The 14,249-nt window shown below is 51.5% G+C and carries 15 protein-coding genes and 1 tRNA gene; 12 read left to right on the top strand and 4 right to left on the bottom strand.

The features are described 5' to 3' along the window. Window positions 1-2: 2 nt before the first annotated feature. The 7 genes from lolB (at window position 3) to ACG2XO_RS04115 (ending at window position 5,097) form a co-directional block, all read left to right on the top strand. A complete protein-coding gene (gene lolB, locus ACG2XO_RS04145; protein ID WP_410499552.1) occupies window positions 3-563 on the top strand; it encodes a lipoprotein insertase outer membrane protein LolB in 561 nt (186 codons plus the stop codon). After that, window positions 560-1,462 (top strand): 4-(cytidine 5'-diphospho)-2-C-methyl-D-erythritol kinase, encoded by a 903-nt coding sequence (gene ispE / locus ACG2XO_RS04140; protein ID WP_410499551.1) that lies wholly within the window; start codon window positions 560-562, stop codon window positions 1,460-1,462. The genes lolB and ispE overlap by 4 nt, the downstream gene beginning before the upstream one ends. Before the next feature lie 16 nt (window positions 1,463-1,478). Next, window positions 1,479-1,555 (top strand) — tRNA-Gln (locus tag ACG2XO_RS04135). Between the two features lie 61 nt (window positions 1,556-1,616). Continuing rightward, window positions 1,617-2,567 carry a ribose-phosphate pyrophosphokinase gene (locus tag ACG2XO_RS04130; protein WP_028450411.1) on the top strand — a complete coding sequence of 317 codons (951 nt, stop codon included), beginning with the start codon at window positions 1,617-1,619 and terminating at the stop codon, window positions 2,565-2,567. Between the two features lie 129 nt (window positions 2,568-2,696). Next, window positions 2,697-3,275, top strand: coding sequence for a 50S ribosomal protein L25/general stress protein Ctc (locus ACG2XO_RS04125; RefSeq protein ID WP_410499550.1), 579 nt, complete (start codon window positions 2,697-2,699; stop codon window positions 3,273-3,275). A 140-nt stretch (window positions 3,276-3,415) separates the two neighbouring features. Beyond that, complete coding sequence (gene pth, locus ACG2XO_RS04120; RefSeq protein WP_410499549.1) at window positions 3,416-4,051, top strand: aminoacyl-tRNA hydrolase; 636 nt, start codon at window positions 3,416-3,418, stop codon at window positions 4,049-4,051. Continuing rightward, window positions 4,048-5,097: a CobW family GTP-binding protein gene (locus tag ACG2XO_RS04115; protein ID WP_410499548.1), complete on the top strand. Its 1,050-nt coding sequence runs from the start codon at window positions 4,048-4,050 to the stop codon at window positions 5,095-5,097. Before pth ends, ACG2XO_RS04115 begins: the two co-directional genes overlap by 4 nt. A gap of 7 nt (window positions 5,098-5,104) precedes the next feature. On the opposite strand, the gene ACG2XO_RS04110 is transcribed toward ACG2XO_RS04115, so the two are convergent. The 4 genes from ACG2XO_RS04110 to ACG2XO_RS04095 form a co-directional block, all read right to left on the bottom strand. Then, the gene (locus tag ACG2XO_RS04110) at window positions 5,105-5,608 is read right to left on the bottom strand and encodes a hypothetical protein (protein ID WP_410499547.1); all 504 of its coding nucleotides are present in this window, start codon (window positions 5,606-5,608) and stop codon (window positions 5,105-5,107) included. A 102-nt stretch (window positions 5,609-5,710) separates the two neighbouring features. After that, window positions 5,711-6,856 (bottom strand): c-type cytochrome biogenesis protein CcsB, encoded by a 1,146-nt coding sequence (ccsB, locus tag ACG2XO_RS04105; RefSeq protein ID WP_410499546.1) that lies wholly within the window; start codon window positions 6,854-6,856, stop codon window positions 5,711-5,713. A 3-nt stretch (window positions 6,857-6,859) separates the two neighbouring features. Beyond that, window positions 6,860-8,896, bottom strand: coding sequence for a cytochrome c biogenesis protein ResB (locus tag ACG2XO_RS04100; RefSeq protein ID WP_410499545.1), 2,037 nt, complete (start codon window positions 8,894-8,896; stop codon window positions 6,860-6,862). 88 nt (window positions 8,897-8,984) lie between these two features. Further along, window positions 8,985-9,599: a c-type cytochrome gene (locus ACG2XO_RS04095; RefSeq protein WP_410499544.1), complete on the bottom strand. Its 615-nt coding sequence runs from the start codon at window positions 9,597-9,599 to the stop codon at window positions 8,985-8,987. Window positions 9,600-9,733: 134 nt separating this feature from the next. Between ACG2XO_RS04095 and yihA the strand changes: the two genes are divergently transcribed. The 5 genes from yihA (at window position 9,734) to ACG2XO_RS04070 (ending at window position 14,199) form a co-directional block, all read left to right on the top strand. Next, complete coding sequence (gene yihA / locus ACG2XO_RS04090; protein WP_410499543.1) at window positions 9,734-10,363, top strand: ribosome biogenesis GTP-binding protein YihA/YsxC; 630 nt, start codon at window positions 9,734-9,736, stop codon at window positions 10,361-10,363. A 308-nt stretch (window positions 10,364-10,671) separates the two neighbouring features. Then, window positions 10,672-11,055 (top strand): twitching motility response regulator PilG, encoded by a 384-nt coding sequence (pilG, locus tag ACG2XO_RS04085; protein ID WP_410499542.1) that lies wholly within the window; start codon window positions 10,672-10,674, stop codon window positions 11,053-11,055. Between the two features lie 31 nt (window positions 11,056-11,086). Then, complete coding sequence (locus tag ACG2XO_RS04080; protein WP_410499541.1) at window positions 11,087-11,449, top strand: response regulator; 363 nt, start codon at window positions 11,087-11,089, stop codon at window positions 11,447-11,449. A 17-nt stretch (window positions 11,450-11,466) separates the two neighbouring features. Next, window positions 11,467-11,982, top strand: a complete 516-nt coding sequence (locus ACG2XO_RS04075; RefSeq protein ID WP_410499540.1) for a chemotaxis protein CheW — start codon at window positions 11,467-11,469, stop codon at window positions 11,980-11,982. Window positions 11,983-12,018: 36 nt separating this feature from the next. After that, the gene (locus tag ACG2XO_RS04070) at window positions 12,019-14,199 is read left to right on the top strand and encodes a methyl-accepting chemotaxis protein (protein ID WP_410499539.1); all 2,181 of its coding nucleotides are present in this window, start codon (window positions 12,019-12,021) and stop codon (window positions 14,197-14,199) included. The last annotated feature ends 50 nt before the right edge of the window (window positions 14,200-14,249 follow it).

The following is a 14,249-nucleotide window of genomic DNA, read 5'->3' as shown; positions in this document are numbered from 1 at the left end:
TCATGATGCAGTTTGTAATTGGCGCTTTCTTTCAGCGTATCGCTGGCTTGCTGTTGTTGGGAATGCTGGCCGCCTGTTCTCAAACCCCGTTGGCTGTTCCTGCCAGTGGTTTTGCCGTTAATGGCAAAGTGAATATTCTGCAGGGCAACCGCTCTGATACCGCGCAATTTGCCTGGCTGGCTACGCCTGAGCATGACCAATTGACGTTGTCGACGCCGTTTGGCTCTACGCTGGCCGAACTGACTTTGCACTATCAGGGGTCGGTGGTGAGTTCTGCGGTTCTCAATCGGGGCGATCTGCTCGAACAAGCCAGCAATCCGGAAGAGCTACTGATGCGACTGACCGGTGTGGCTTTGCCGGTTTCCGGGTTGCGCTGGTGGTTGCGCGGCTTGCCCAGGCCCGATGAACCCTTTTCGCGCGACGGCGAGGCTTTGCTGCAAAACGACTGGCGCATCATTGCCAGCGATTATCGCAACGGCACGCAACCTTATCGCATCGAATTAATGCGCGACAAATTGAAAGTGCGCATTCTGATTAATCAATGGAATACCGCAGTACCATGAGTTATATCGCACCTGTTGATGAGCGCGGCTTTGCTGCTTTCCCTGCTCCGGCCAAACTGAATCTTTTTTTGCACATTATCGGTCGGCGCAACGATGGTTATCACTTGCTCGAATCCATTTTCCAGCTGGTCGACGTGCACGACACGATCTGGCTGCGAGTACGTGAGGACGGACAGATTGTTCATCATAATCCCATCCTCGGCGTGCCAGCTCAGAGCGATCTGACTGTACGCGCAGCCCGCCTGTTACAGTCGGCGAGTGGAACGAATTTGGGCGTCGATATTCGTGTCGAAAAACGCCTGCCGATGGGCGGGGGAATGGGCGGCGGTAGCTCGGATGCGGCGACGGTGCTGTTGGCGCTCAACCGACTGTGGTCGGTGGATTGTCACCGCCAGGCTTTGATGGATCTGGGTTTGCAACTCGGTGCCGACGTACCGTTCTTTATTTTTGGCCGCAATGCGCTGGTTGAGGGCATTGGTGAAATCATGACGCCGATTCAGACCGACGATGCCCGCTTTGTGGTTTTGCACCCGCAAGTGCATGTGCCAACTGCGGCGATTTTCGGTGATCCGTCCTTGCCGAGAAATACGCCATCACTTCGAAGCGAGCTCCTTGAAGGCCGGGTCGACTGGGCGGCGTTGCATAATGACCTGCAAGGCGTTGCGGTGAGCCAATTCCCGGAAATAGCCCGTGCCATCGAATGGCTCAAACAATATGGCGATGCGCGGATGACCGGATCGGGGAGCTGCGTTTTTGCCCGGTTTGTCGATCATGATTTTGAAAAAAACACTTCACAAAATCGGGCGGATGCCGTAATATCCGGCCTTCCTAAAGAGATGGCAGGTTTTATTGCATCATCTTTGAGAGAGCACCAGTTACTCGATTTTGCAGCCGATTAGTCGGTGCAGTATCGTTAGGGGAGTCGCCAAGTTGGTTAAGGCATCGGATTTTGATTCCGACATGCGAAGGTTCGAATCCTTCTTCCCCTGCCACCAATAAAAAGAAAAGCGTGTAATCATCGGTTACACGCTTTTCGTTTTTGAGGAATCGCAAATGGCTTACGACAGCCTCATGGTTTTTACCGGCAATGCCAACCCACGGCTTGCTGAACGTGTAGTAAATCACCTCGATATTTCCTTGGGACGCGCCACCGTTGGCCGTTTTTCCGATGGCGAGGTGACGGTTGAATTGCTCGAAAACGTACGCGGTCGTGACGTCTTTGTATTGCAATCGACTTGTGTTCCGACCAACGACAACATCATGGAAATGATGCTGATGGTTGACGCACTCAAGCGAGCTTCGGCCGGTCGTATCACTGCGGCGATTCCTTACTTTGGTTATGCGCGTCAGGATCGCCGTCCGCGTTCGGCGCGGGTGCCGATTTCGGCTAAGGTCGTTGCCAATATGCTGCAAGTCGCCGGTGTTGACCGTGTGCTGACAGTGGATGTGCATGCCGACCAGATTCAGGGCTTCTTCGATATTCCGGTCGACAATATTTATTCGACGCCGGTTTTGCTCGCCGATATCCGCGCGAAAAACCACGAAGACCTGATGATTGTTTCCCCTGACGTCGGCGGCGTATTGCGTGCCCGTGCGATGGCGAAACAGCTCGGCGTTGATATGGCGATCATCGACAAACGTCGTCCGAAAGCCAATGTGGCCGAAGTGATGCACATCATCGGTGACGTGAAAGACCGTACCTGTATCATCATCGACGACATGATTGATACTGCCAATACGCTGTGTAAAGCCGCTGAAGCGCTGAAAAAATTCGGCGCGAAAAAAGTGATGGCTTACGCCACTCACCCGGTATTCTCCGGTGCTGCCGTTGAACGTATCTTGCAATCGGCTTTGGATGAAGTCGTGGTAACGGATACGATTCCGGTGTCGGAAGAAGCGCAAGCGAGCGGCCGAGTTCGTGTCGTATCGATTGCTGGTTTGCTCGCTGAAACGATGCGCCGCATCAATAACGAAGAGTCGGTTTCCAGCCTGTTCGTTGATTAAAGATTTTGATAAAGCCTATGGGTATATGCCTGTAGGCTTTGTTGTAAAAGAATTCTGGGGCTATACCCCGAATCGTGTGCTTCTCTGGTCGCGGGGGGCGCATGTCATTTTAAGATATTGGAGTTTCAAATGACTTTCGAATTAAATGCTACAAGCCGCGCAAAGCAGGGCACTGGTGCGAGCCGCCGCCTGCGTAAAGCCGGTCAATTGCCAGGTATCGTTTACGGTGGCACTGTTGCCCCGACAGCGATCAATCTGGACCACAACAGCATGTACTACACGCTGCAAGACGAAAAATTCCACACTGCGCTGATCAATTTGTCGATCGACGGCGGTGCTGCTGAACAAGTTCTGGTACGTGCAGTTCAATACCACCCGTTCAAACAGCAAGTACAGCACATCGATTTCCAGCGCGTAACTGCTGACTCTGTGATCGAACTGAAAGTGCCATTGCACTTCGTTGGTGGCGACACTTGTCTGGGCGTTAAGCTGCAAGGCGGCGCGATCAGTAACGTACTGAACGAAGTAATGGTTCGTTGCGTTGCTTCTAAATTGCCAGAATTCATTACCGTAGACCAATCTAAATTGGCTGTGGGTAATCTGTCAGTTCACTTGTCTGATCTGGCTTTGCCAGAAGGCGTGCAATTGGTTTCATTGCTGCGCGGCTCAGACTTGGCTGTATCTTTGCTCAACGGCGCAAAAGGCTAATCCCTTTTCCTGTTTTGCAAAAAAAACCCGCTCAATGCGGGTTTTTTTTATGTCCGTTTTCTGTCGCGCCTTACCGGTCTGATGAGCCTATTCGCGGTATCATTTGCGTCTGGTTTTTCTGCATCTGTTTTGAGTAAACAATGGCAATCAAATTAATTGTAGGTCTGGGCAATCCGGGCGCTGAATACGCCGCGACGCGGCATAACGCAGGTTTCTGGCTGGTCGATCAGCTTGCGACTGACGGCAAGATTATGCTGCGTCATGACAGCAAATTTCATGGCCTTTGTGGTCGCGTCAATATTGCCGGCCACGATGTTTGGTTGCTGCAGCCGCAAACGTTTATGAATCGCAGCGGTTTGTCTGTCGTTGCTTTGGCGCAGTTTTATAAAATCCTGCCTGATGAAATTCTGGTGGTTCACGATGAGCTGGATATGTTGCCGGGTCTGGCCAAGCTCAAACAGGGCGGCGGGCACGGCGGGCATAACGGTTTGCGCGATATTCAATCGCATCTGGGTACGCCCAATTACTGGCGTTTGCGCGTCGGTATCGGCCATCCTGGCAATAAAAACGAGGTCGCAAACTACGTGCTCAAACCGCCGCGCAAAGAGGAACAGGAGCAGATCGACAATGCGCTGATCAAATGCCTGATCGTGCTGCCGAAAATGGTCGCTGGGCAATCGGGTGCCGCGATGAGCCTGTTGCACACGGATGAGAGCAAAAAGCGCGAGCACAAGCCAGCTCTGGCAAATTCAGAGTCGGTGAATAAAGCATCATGAGTACAAAGCCTGCGATTCCGGTCAATATCGTCACCGGCTTTTTGGGCGTTGGCAAAACCACCGCACTGATGCACCTGCTCGCGAATAAACCGGCGAATGAATACTGGGCGATTGTCGTCAACGAATTTGGGGAAGTCGGGATCGACGGCGCCAGCCTGTCGGCGGCGGGTGAGGGATTGCAAGTCGCCGAAGTGCCCGGCGGCTGCATTTGCTGCACGACCAGCCCGCAGCTGCGCGTGACCTTAACTAAGTTAGCTAGGGGTATACGGCCAGACCGCTTGCTGATCGAGCCCTCTGGCTTGGGACACCCGGCGGGTATTGTTGATTTACTGCGTGATCCATTGTTGACGAGTGCTTTCGAATTACGCGCGATTATCACGCTGCTCGACCCACGCCATTTGAACGACAGCCGTTATACAACGCATGAAACGTGGCGCGATCAGTTGCAACTGGCTGATGTGCTGGTGCTCAATAAATGCGATCTGGCCGATGAAGAGCAAATCGTTGCCGCCGAGAAAATGGCCGCCGCGCAATTCCCGCCCAAGTTGGCGGTGCAACGAGCGCATCAGGGCGTGTTTGACGCGGCTTTGCTTGATCTGGAGTTGCATCCAGAACGCTGGCCGAATGAGGCTGAGCTGGCGGACAGTCGCAATTCGCACCGTTTAATGCCGCGTAAAAAGATCGTTGCCGAGATTGAAACGCCGCCGCAATCATGGCCGGTGTGCAAAACTCAATCGAGCTTGGGCTCGCACAGCTGTGGCTGGATTTTTGCACCTGAAGCGCTGTTTGCCAGCGCCAAGGTGGCGGCGTTGTTTGAGCAATTCAACCAGCCTGAGGCGCTTCAATTAACAGGGTTGAGCCGAGCCAAGGGTGTTTTTCAGACCGAGCGCGACTGGTATCGCTTTGACTGGGTGGCAGGAATGCCCGGCGCTGCGCCCAGCGCTTACCGCCGCGACAGCCGCTTTGAAGTGATCGTTGAAAGTGAAGCAGCGCCCGACTGGACGCTGCTGGAACAGCATTTACTCGCCTGCCTGATCAGCCAATAAGCTGGCTTTAATCGCTCAGCGCGCTGCGTACCTGCCACAAGGCTTCGCTGGCTTCGCGATCAAGCCCCAGCTCGCGCAAAGCTTTTTGCCAGCGATCAATGCAATATTGCAAGTCGCTGCTGCATTGCACTGCGCTGAATGTCGTGTTGATCATGCTGGCCAATTGGTTATTCAGGTGGGAGGCGTCGCTTTCTGCAATGATGCTGTAGGCCGTGAGCAAAGCCTGTTCTGACGGGCGTCGGCGTGACGTCGCTCTGACCGCAGCCGGAGGAATCCGAATTGATTGCCCATTTTGCCGGCAGGCAATCAATCCTTGCTGATGTAGTTGTGTCAGGTGCAGGGTCAGATCATCGAGATCCGGATTAAACGCCATCAGGTCAGTCAGGCATTTTTTTCCGTCGATCAGGAACAATAACTGCCGTTGACGGTTTGGAAAACCGGGGCTGCGTTCCCGTAATTCATGACTACCCCGGTCAGTACGGAAGAATAAGGCACTTTGATCCAGACGCATTGCCACTACCCTGTAGAACTATGTTCGTAGCATGGTATAGCGGCACTACAAAACCGGGTATGCACGACATCACACCCGGCTTGAATGACTCAGATGCTGTCGTCACAGCCCGCCGTAGGAATGCAGACCGGACAGGAACATATTAACGCCGATAAAGGCAAATGTCGTTACCAGCAGGCCGATCACGGCCCACCAGGCCAGCACATTGCCACGCCAGCCTTTGATCAGCCGGATATGGAGCCACGCAGCGTAGTTGAGCCAGACAATCAGCGCCCAGGTTTCTTTCGGATCCCAGCTCCAGTAGCCACCCCAGGCGTCGGCGGCCCACATCGCGCCCAGTACGGTGGCAATCGTGAAAAACAGAAAGCCCACCGCAATGGCCTTATACATCACTTCGCCGAGCGTGTCGTAACTCGGCAGACGGTTGACCAGCCAGCTTTTTGAGACGACCAGTTGCGCAACGCCGAGCATCGCAGCCAGGGCAAAAGCGCCATAACCGACAAAATTCGCCGGTACGTGGATTTTCATCCACCACGATTGCAGTGCCGGAATCAGCGGCTGGATTTCATGGGCTTGGCGATCAAAGGTGTACCAGATAATAAAAACGACAGCGGCGCAAATCACCGGCAGGACAAAAGCACCCATCGCGCGTGCGCTTTGTTCCTTTTGATCGCGAGTCTGGTCAAACTTGGCTTCGTAATACAAATACATCAATGCGGTAATCAGGCAGAACAGGATGAAAACTTCATAGAGGTTCGATACCGGAATATGGCCGATATCGCTGCCGATCAGATAGCTTTCATACCAGCGAACCAGTTTGGAAATCAGCGCTGCAGCCGCAGCCGCCCAAGTCAGGCCGCTGGCGATGCCGAGTACCGTGCCTGATCGCTTGAGCATGCCGAACCAGTACATCAGCATCGCAAGGAAAAACAGCACGCACATCCACATTACAGCAGATTGGCTGGCGAGGACGTATTTGAGCCAGAAGGCACTTTGCCCGCGCGCCAAGTCGCCTTGATACAGGCCGATTGCAGCCAGTGCGATTGCGCCGCAGACTGGAAAAAACCAGCGCAGTGCTGGCCAGAACCAGCCGAGCCAGATCAGTCCGGCCACCGCACCAAGCAGGATGCCTTGTTCGTAGTAATCGAGAAAACTACCGTAGCGATGCCATGTCACGATGCCGGTGAGGCTGATCAGCAAGGCAAAAAGATAATCTTGCCAGCAACGTTTTTGCAGGATTGAGTTCATGAATTACTCGCTTGATTCTTGAGTCTTCGTTTGAAGAAGTTGCCCGGCATGATGCTCAAATTCGCGATCAAGCTCGGGGTTTTTGCGGTTGCTGCTCATTGCAATCAAAGTGCCGTTTTGATCCAGACGAATCCAAAGCCGGTTTTCACGAATGTAGAACATGCAGAATACGCCGATGATCAGCAGCAACGATCCCAGATAAACAACATTCTTGCCGGGAGATCGGGTGAGCTGAAAGCCACTGGCTTTGACTTCATCAAAGCCGCTCAGTTGCAATAAAGTGGGGGCGCCATAGTCAAATAACTGGCTGATCGCAACGAGGCTATCCATCAAGAAACGGTATTGCGTTTCATCAACCGCAATCATCGGTAAACCGGCCTTGTCCTGTGCGACGTCCATTGCGTCGATCATTGCGCCCTGCAATACCTTCAGATAGGTTTGCGCCACCGTACTGCGCTTGTCCTGCGGGACTTTTTCGCTCAAGAAACGATCAATCGCGGGCAAGCCACCGTTGGCAAATTGCGCCAGTACATTGCGCGTTACTTCGGCAAATTGCGCTTCACCCTGTGCCGAAACGCCACCACCGGCGCGTGCTTTGGCGGCGGTACGGCGGGCGATTTCAGTTTGCAAGCCAGCATCGAGCAAAGTCTGGCGCAAACGCATAAAGGTATCGATTTTATAATCTTTATCCATGGGTATGCGCGTAAAGCTGAATGGTGCCGAGACTTCCCGGCGCATACCTGTCATCAAATAGCTGGCACCGTTTTCGGTGAAGGGCGCCATATAATTCTGGTATTCAATCGCCTGACCGGTGTCGTCGCGCAATTTGAACTGAATCATCGGGCCGAGATTGCGCAGATTATGTTCACCCTTGACCGATTGCGCGCTGGCCATGGCTTGCTGCAATTGGTCGACCGCCATCGTTGACGTTTCGGTCTGCGCTTTGCCAAGGTTTTCAATATTGAATGGCCGCAAATCACCGACCTCAAGCTGATATTGGGTCTTGCCCAGCGTTAAGGGTTGGCTGGTTTGCGAGCGGGTTTGCAATGGCTGGGTTTTACCGGTATTCAAGTCCCACTGAACAAACTCAAGCCCCGAGCCGCCGTCGCCAAAACTGGCCTGATAAATCGCTACGCCGTCGACAATCAGCGGGTGATTGACTTTGACCGTGCCACTTTGAATGACTTTGCCGCTTTGCAAATCGAGGACATCGATATCACTGGCAAATAATTTGGGCATGCCGGTCGAATAATGCTCGATGTGAAATTTTTTCAATTTGATTGCAAAAGGCAGTTCCTGAACGAAATAACCATTGCCGGCGTTCAGAAATACGACTGAAGCAGAGCCGCCTTCAGGGAGAGTGACATTGCCGCGAAATGACAGGTTATTGCTTTGCAGGCGGCTGCCGGTCGGGATCTGGCTTTGTGGAATATCGCGAATTTCCGGCGTTTTCTGGCCGGTCAGTTCGAGTAATTTAAGCGGTAAATTGCCATCCATCAAACCGCCAATACAAATAATGACAATCGCTGCATGAGCAAACAAATAGCCCAGTTTTTGCCAGCTGCCTTTTTTGGCTGCAATCAGCGTGACTTCTGCTTGCTGACGAATTTTATAGCGATAGCCTGAGCGGCTGAGGTGCTGTTCGACATCGTTCTGCTTGAGGATCTGAGCCGCTTCGACGTGATGACTCATCAGGCGCAGCGAGTTGAGGCTGGCTTTCTCGCGATAGCTTTTGATCTCGCGGAGTACACCGGGCAGATGCCGCCAAATACACAGGCTGGTCGACAGAACCAGAAAAGCCAGAATCAGCAAAAACCAGCTTGCATGGTAAACGTCAAACAGGCCGATGGGTTCAAAAATGCCAAACCAGAATTCGCCAAACTCGACGCGATAATTGACGTAAGGCTCATTTTGCTTGAGCACGGTGCCAATGATCGAGGCAATCGCCAGAATAGTGAGCAGGCTGATGGCGAAACGCATCGACGAGAGCAGCTCGTACAGGGCGCGCGAAAAAGAAGTGTGGTGAGGATTCGGAGTCATAAAATCAAAAGAGGGGCGCTCAATCGCGACCCCTCTTGGTCTGCCTGGCGGCAAACTAGTTTCCAATCAAAAAATATTCAGTTAAAAATTACTGCAGCGCCTGGATGTACTGGGAAACGGCTTTGATTTCCTGATCGGACAATTTGGCCGCAACATCAATCATTACCTGGTTGTTGGCCCGTTCGCCTGTGCGGAAAGTGCTCAACTGAGCGGAGGTGTAGGCCGCATGCTGACCTGCCAGACGTGGGTAGACGCTAGGAATGCCAGCTCCGGCTGGGCCGTGACACGCCATACAGGCTGGTACATTCTTGCTGGCAACGCCGCCGCGATAGATTTTCTTACCGGCTTCGACCAATTCCTTGTTTGAAGCGCCTTTAGCTTTCGGGACTTGCTGGCTGTAGTAAGCCGCCACGTTGTTGATGTCGGCTTCAGACAGCGGTGTTGCCATGCCTAGCATAACCGGGTTTTTGCGTTTCTGAGCTTTAAATTCGGTCAATTGTTTGACAAGGTATTCTGGGTGCTGGCCAGCAAGTTTGGGGTTGGCTGCAACTACACTATTGCCATCGGCTCCGTGGCAAGCGGCGCAGACTTGATCGACAATCAATTTGCCTTTGGCTGGATCTGCCTTGACGCCTGCAGCGAAAACCACCGGTGTTATCATCAAAAGTGCTGCAAGCTTTACCGCCACAGTCATGCTACGCATAAATCCGCTCCCGTCTTTTTTAGCGTACGCCGGTCGTTGTTCAGGTGGGTTTTAGCCCAGTATGCCGACGATGGTCTATCAAATGCTGGTATTCTATAGCAAGACCCCGATACAAACCACTATGGCGCTCACAGATGTCCCTATTTCAAGGCCTGACTTTTCTTACTACTGTCAATGATTTAAAAACCCTCCCTGCTGACGGCGTGGAGGTGGCTTTTGCTGGCCGCTCGAATGCGGGCAAATCCAGTGCAATTAATACGCTGGCCAATCATACCCGGCTGGCTTTTGTCTCCAAGACACCGGGTCGTACCCAGCATATCAATTATTTTGATTTTGGTAATTTACGTCGTCTGGTCGATTTGCCTGGCTATGGTTATGCTGCAGTGCCTGAGGCTGTACGCAAACACTGGCAAGGTTTGCTGGGCAAGTATCTGGAAAATCGCCCAAATCTGATTGGGCTGGTTTTGATTATGGATAGTCGTCGCCCACTGACTGATCTGGATCGTGTGATGCTGGATTTCTTTTTGCCAACGGGCAAGCCGGTTCATTGTGTACTGACCAAATCTGACAAGCTCAATAATCAGGAAAAAGTACTGGCTTTGCGGAATGTAAAAAACGAGCTGGCCAATTATCCGCAAATTACTGTGCAATTATTTTCGAGCTCGAAAAAGCAAGGCGTGTCCGAGGTTGAAAAAGTTGTCGGCGGATGGTTTGATGAGATTGGCTCGCAAATAGCCGAAATGGAGCCGATGGACGGAGAGTAATTATGTCTTGCGAAATAAGTCAGGACGACTATCTTAATTCTTAGGTGCGCCCCTGCACCTCCCGCTTTTCCTCCCTGAGCGGGGCTCCTTTGCGGAGCAATCTATATAGCCCCGGTCAAATGCAATTTCGATCGGGGTTTCTTTTTTTCTACGCTTTATGTATTAGCCTTGTCGAATACATAACTGCAGTAATATGATTTTCCCCTACATAATAAAACTTACTCGATAGCGTTCATCATCGTATCGGTGTGTTATCGTTGCTGCAGAATGCCTGTAGATGATCAGGCAGTTCAAATCGGGGGAGCCAAATGTCCAATTTGACAGGTGTTAAGGTGATGGTGATTGACGACAGCAATACCATTCGCCGTAGTGCCGAGATATTTTTGGGGCAAGCTGGGTGTGAGGTAATTCTGGCCGAAGACGGCTTTGACGCATTGGCCAAAATTGCTGATTATCATCCGAATGTGATTTTCGTCGATGTGATGATGCCGCGCTTGGATGGGTATCAGACGTGCGCCCTGATCAAAAAAAACCCGCGCTTTAAAGCGACGCCGGTGGTGATGTTATCATCGAAGGATGGACTGTTTGACAGAGCCCGGGGCAGGATGGTCGGCTCTGATGAGTATTTGACCAAACCATTCACCAAAGACAGTTTACTTGCCGCAGTGCGTTCACACGCGTGCGCTGTTTAAGAGAATATTTTTTACGGAAAGCGAAGCTATTATGGCGATCAAAAAAATTCTGATTGTTGATGACTCTCCAACCGAACGTCATTTTTTGGGTGAATTGCTTACAAAAAATGGTTTTCAGATTATGACGCTGGAGTCGGGGGAAGAAGCTGTTCTGAAGACCAAAGAATTGATGCCCGACCTGATCCTGATGGATGTTGTGATGCCAGGCATGAACGGTTTTCAGGCTACGCGCACGATTAGCCGTGATGAGGCGACAAAAAATATTCCAATTATCATGTGTACCTCGAAAAATCAGGAAACGGATATGGTTTGGGCAAAACGCCAGGGTGCGGTTGAATATGTAGTTAAGCCGGTTGATTCGCAAGAATTGCTCAATAAAATTGCCAATCTGTAATACAGCCGAGGTGCGCAATGGCAAAACGCATTAGTTTGCGCGAATATCAGCAAGGGGTAATGAGCCGCTTGCAGAGCGCGGCAGCCGTGGCTCAGGTTGATGCCCGTTTGGGGGTAATGATTGGTGGCGAAAACTGGCTGGTTGATTTGTCTGATGTCGCTGAAGTAATGCCAGTACCTGCTATTGCATCTGTGCCTTTGGGTTTTTCCTGGTTTAAAGGGGTTGCCAATATCCGTGGTAATTTGGTCAGCGTGTCTGATTTACCCGCGTACATGGGATTGCCTAATCCAGGATTTACTGCGGCGTCCCGTCTGGTTTTGCTGCAGCCCCGCCACTTGCCACATGCCGCAGTTTTAGTGAATCGAATGCTGGGTTTAAAGCATCTGGCCGATTTAACTGTGCAGGAAAGAGCGATCAATCAACCGCCTTGGGTTGGTGATGTCTACCAAGATGCGGCAGGTCAGTGCTGGAAAATATTAAATGTTGCAGAGTTGGTCGCTCAACCGAGCTTTTTGCAAACAGGGATCGCATAAAAATAGATCACAAATGCAGTGATTTGGGAGGCTGTAATGGGTGTGTCGGACAAAATTAAAGGGCTTTTCTCGGGGAACGATCAGACGGGTAAAACCGCTGCGACTAAAAAGCATGCATTTGACTCATCCAGAACCACATGGATTCTGGACAAAATTCGTCTTCCTGAGGCTGCCGACGCCCAAAGTCTGAAGCCCTTGCCTTTGATCGGCCATATGCCGCCCCGCCAGCAAATGGCGATCATGCTGGTGATTATGCTGTTAAGCGTTTTGCTGTTCGCATTGACGGCATTTCTATCTTTTCGTGCTGCAAATAGTAATGCGACAAATCAGGCCATTGCGACTGAAATGCAGATGCTTTCACAGCGTCTGGCTCGTGCCTCCAATCAGGCGGTTCAAGGGACTGCAGATTCATTCCCGATTTTGGAAGAGGCCTATAACAAGTTTGATAAAAACCTGAAAACGCTCAGCGAAGGTGGGGATTTATTCAACCTGTTTCAGGTGTCCGGTCAGGAGCAATTAGAAAAACTCAATGCGACCTGGAGTGCTTCCTATCGCCCAAATCCCAGTCGCCCGACGGTTGAGACCATTCTGAAGCAAAAACCCCAGTTGATTACCATTGGTAGAAGTGTGGCTGGTATCAATACCAATGATGCCAAATTGCTAGAGCAAACCCAGCAGCTGACATCAATGCTCAATGAGGCCGGGGCAAATGCGCGCGAGCTGGATTACGCCAATCAGCTCTCGATGCTGTCGCAACGAATGTCCAAGAACGCCAATGCCATGTTGGCGTCCGAGCTGATCAATCCGGAAGTGGTTTTTTTGCTGGGTAAGGACGTTTCCACCTTTAATGAAATTGTAAAAGGTTTTTCGGAAGGCAGTGGCGAGCTACAAATTAACCCAGTACAAACGGCGGAATTGGCTGAAAAACTGGAACAAATTAATGGTTTGTTTAAAGACTTCGAGGTGGTGGTCGCTTCATTCTCGAAAAATATGCAGCCATTGGTAAACACCCGTCTGGCTAATCAGGCGATTGTGCGCGATTCGGATCGGCTATTGGTGGATGCCGTTGAGCTGGCTCAGCAGTATCAGAATACTGTGGGTGGATTTCTGGTCGGCGTGCTTGAAGTGGTTCTGATTTTGACAGCCTTGATTGCATTATTATTGCTGGTACGGGTCTTTAATCAGGAGTCTGTGAAGCGTCGCCTCGCTTCCGAGGCCGAAAACCGCAAAAATCAGGATGCGATTTTGCGCCTATTGAATGAAATGGGTGATTTGGCCGATGGTGATCTGACAATACGTGCGTCGGTAACTGAAGATCTGACGGGGGCGATTGCTGACTCGATCAACTTTACGATTGAAGAATTGCGCTCTCTGATTACCGGGATTAACCGCGCGACCGAGAAAGTAACCTCAGCAACGACTGAGGCACAGAATATTTCCGGTCAACTGCTGATTGCAGCCCAACGCCAGTCGAAAGAAATTGAAAGCACCAATCAGAATATTGAGCATATCGTGCATTCGATTCAAGGTGTATCGAGCACCGCCAACCAGTCGGCTCAAGTTGCGCAAACATCTCTGGCGGTGGCCGAGCAGGGGGCTGATGCAGTAAATAACCAGATTAAAGGAATGGGTGAGATCCGCGAACAGATTCAGGAAACTGCGAAACGGATTAAACGTTTGGGCGAGTCATCGCAGGAAATTGGCGAAATCGTTGAGTTGATTTCTGACATTACCGAACAGACCAACGTATTGGCCTTGAATGCTGCGATTCAGGCGGCTGCAGCGGGTGAAGCCGGTCGAGGTTTCTCGGTCGTTGCCGAAGAGGTTCAGCGACTTGCTGAGCGCTCTGGTGAGGCGACCAAGCAGATCGGCGCCATTGTAAAAACGATTCAGGCCGATACGCACGATGCCGTTGCTGCGATGGAAGTGTCTACTCAGGGTGTAGTTGAAGGTGCGAAATTATCCGATGCTGCAGGTACGGCACTTTCTGAAATTGGTAAGGTATCCCGTGAACTGGCGCGCTTGATTGAATCGATCGCACACGAAACCGAAGGGCAAACTGCACTGGCTTCCAAAGTAACAACAGCGATGCGTGACATTTTGGCCATTACCGAACAAACCACAGAAGGTACGAAAAAATCGGCCGCCGCTGTGGGCGAGTTAACCGGATTGGCTGCAGAACTGAAATCTTCCGTTTCCGGCTTCAAGCTGTCCTAATTTTTCTATCCTGAGGGTTGAGCGCTGCCTCAACCCTTCTTTCATGGGAT

The organism is Chitinibacter sp. S2-10, assembly GCF_046530675.1.
In the GTDB taxonomy this organism is placed as follows: Bacteria; Pseudomonadota; Gammaproteobacteria; order Burkholderiales; family Chitinibacteraceae; genus Chitinibacter.
Note: the sequence above shows the minus strand (reverse complement) of the source record. Positions and strands in the feature narration are given on the sequence as shown.

Bases quoted from the DNA above. Each gene is read 5' to 3' on its own strand.
- ACG2XO_RS04095 (WP_410499544.1), bottom strand. From the start codon at position 9,599: ATGCGTAGCATGACTGTGGCGGTAAAGCTTGCAGCACTTTTGATGATA.
- ACG2XO_RS04115 (WP_410499548.1), top strand. From the start codon at position 4,048: ATGAGTACAAAGCCTGCGATTCCGGTCAATATCGTCACCGGCTTTTTG.
- yihA (WP_410499543.1), top strand. From the start codon at position 9,734: ATGTCCCTATTTCAAGGCCTGACTTTTCTTACTACTGTCAATGATTTA.
- lolB (WP_410499552.1), top strand. From the start codon at position 3: ATGATGCAGTTTGTAATTGGCGCTTTCTTTCAGCGTATCGCTGGCTTG.
- ACG2XO_RS04080 (WP_410499541.1), top strand. From the start codon at position 11,087: ATGGCGATCAAAAAAATTCTGATTGTTGATGACTCTCCAACCGAACGT.
- ccsB (WP_410499546.1), bottom strand. From the start codon at position 6,856: ATGAACTCAATCCTGCAAAAACGTTGCTGGCAAGATTATCTTTTTGCC.
- ACG2XO_RS04075 (WP_410499540.1), top strand. From the start codon at position 11,467: ATGGCAAAACGCATTAGTTTGCGCGAATATCAGCAAGGGGTAATGAGC.
- pilG (WP_410499542.1), top strand. From the start codon at position 10,672: ATGTCCAATTTGACAGGTGTTAAGGTGATGGTGATTGACGACAGCAAT.
- ACG2XO_RS04110 (WP_410499547.1), bottom strand. From the start codon at position 5,608: ATGCGTCTGGATCAAAGTGCCTTATTCTTCCGTACTGACCGGGGTAGT.
- ispE (WP_410499551.1), top strand. From the start codon at position 560: ATGAGTTATATCGCACCTGTTGATGAGCGCGGCTTTGCTGCTTTCCCT.
- pth (WP_410499549.1), top strand. From the start codon at position 3,416: ATGGCAATCAAATTAATTGTAGGTCTGGGCAATCCGGGCGCTGAATAC.
- ACG2XO_RS04130 (WP_028450411.1), top strand. From the start codon at position 1,617: ATGGCTTACGACAGCCTCATGGTTTTTACCGGCAATGCCAACCCACGG.
- ACG2XO_RS04100 (WP_410499545.1), bottom strand. From the start codon at position 8,896: ATGACTCCGAATCCTCACCACACTTCTTTTTCGCGCGCCCTGTACGAG.
- ACG2XO_RS04125 (WP_410499550.1), top strand. From the start codon at position 2,697: ATGACTTTCGAATTAAATGCTACAAGCCGCGCAAAGCAGGGCACTGGT.
- ACG2XO_RS04070 (WP_410499539.1), top strand. From the start codon at position 12,019: ATGGGTGTGTCGGACAAAATTAAAGGGCTTTTCTCGGGGAACGATCAG.